This is a genomic window from Vagococcus acidifermentans (assembly GCF_003987655.1).
In the GTDB taxonomy this organism is placed as follows: Bacteria; Bacillota; Bacilli; order Lactobacillales; family Vagococcaceae; genus Vagococcus_B; species Vagococcus_B acidifermentans.
This window is the reverse complement of the sequence record NZ_NGKC01000035.1, coordinates 1-1,296: the sequence shown is the minus strand read 5'-3', so window position 1 is coordinate 1,296 and position 1,296 is coordinate 1. Positions and strand designations below refer to the sequence as shown.

The following is a 1,296-nucleotide window of genomic DNA, read 5'->3' as shown; positions in this document are numbered from 1 at the left end:
TGCTGTTTAAATTCCTTGGTAAATGTCCGTCTCGGTCTACGTTCTGACATGTTGATTCCTCCAGTGTGTTTTATTATAGTTTACACACCTTATTTTTATTGTCTAGTCCAGTGTAGCCTGTCCAAAGGAGGTCGGACGTTGGAAAGTGACCCAATCGAGTATTTAGCTAAGACGATTGAAGAACGAAAATGGGACTATCACTATGCGGACAGTTGGGAACAAGCAGAACTAGAAAAACTCAAAAAGGACAGGACAAATGATGAAATATAGTGGTTTAAGTGAGAAACGGAGAGAAATTCTACAAACGATTGATAAATATGGCATTTTAACAAGAGAACAGATTTTGCAACGTGTTCAGATAGCCTACAAAGATATGGTCTATGCTGTCAAGGCATTGGAAGAACTGGGGTATATTGCGACTTACCAGCTAGGGAGAGGTTACGTTCACTATATTACAAGAGCAGGCAGTGAGTATGTCGGGTCTATCAATTTTGGTTATGTGAAAAGCGGTCAGAAAACGCCCAATCTGGCAACGATAGAGCATGATTTATTGGTAAATGATTGTCTATTAGAAGATATTGCCTATATTCATAATCAGCTGGGGGATATTCCTGTTAAGATTGTGACAGAGCGTGACCAACTGGCAGAAATCGCCCTCACTCTGGACTTACGTCAGTCTACTGCCTCTAAAAAACGAGCAAGAAATCGAGTGCCTGATTATTTGTTGCTATTTGAGAATGAGGGAAATAAGATAATCAATGCGTATGAAGTCGAATTGTCACGCAAAAACAAAGCGAGCCTAAAAGCAAAGTTACTATGGTATAAGGACGAACTACAACGAAAAACGTATACCAATGTTTGGTACGTTTGCCAGCAAGAAAGCGTTAAACGTCATGTGGAAACGACTGCCAAACAAGTGGGGTTGCCTGTCTTTTTTAGAGAGTTGTCGGCACGTCAACCTTAATGGCCACGATCAGCTGCGCTGACCCTATCCATTAAGGGATACGAGAGGAGAAAACCAGATGTTCGACGAAAAAAGTGGTGATATTTTTGAAGGTGCGTCGAGGAAAAAATCTGATGATGATTGGCTCAATGTCGTTGCTTATGTTTTTCTGGTTTGTGTCGTTTTGGTCGAACTCTTTTTTGTCCTGCCTGCTGTGTTGTCTAGCGTAAGCGGGTAATAATCACACGGGCGCACAAATAGCGTCAGATAAGGTATGATTTTCATAGAAAACCATCCAACTTATCTGGCGCTCTTTTCTATAAGGTTAGCGACACGTTTGTTGACTCTGTTCT

The 1,296-nt window shown here is 41.2% G+C and carries 3 protein-coding genes; all 3 read left to right on the top strand.

What is annotated here, in order from left to right; translation table 11 throughout:
- The first annotated feature begins 138 nt into the window (after window positions 1-138).
- From CBF27_RS14525 to CBF27_RS14230, 3 genes are read left to right on the top strand one after another with little or no spacing between them, the layout of a single operon-like run.
- Window positions 139-270, top strand: coding sequence for a hypothetical protein (locus tag CBF27_RS14525; RefSeq protein ID WP_281273715.1), 132 nt, complete (start codon window positions 139-141; stop codon window positions 268-270).
- A complete protein-coding gene (locus CBF27_RS13970; RefSeq protein ID WP_126815307.1) occupies window positions 257-964 on the top strand; it encodes a replication-relaxation family protein in 708 nt (235 codons plus the stop codon). The genes CBF27_RS14525 and CBF27_RS13970 overlap by 14 nt, the downstream gene beginning before the upstream one ends.
- 58 nt (window positions 965-1,022) lie before the next feature.
- Window positions 1,023-1,181, top strand: a complete 159-nt coding sequence (locus CBF27_RS14230; RefSeq protein ID WP_170175131.1) for a hypothetical protein — start codon at window positions 1,023-1,025, stop codon at window positions 1,179-1,181.
- Window positions 1,182-1,296: the final 115 nt, after the last annotated feature.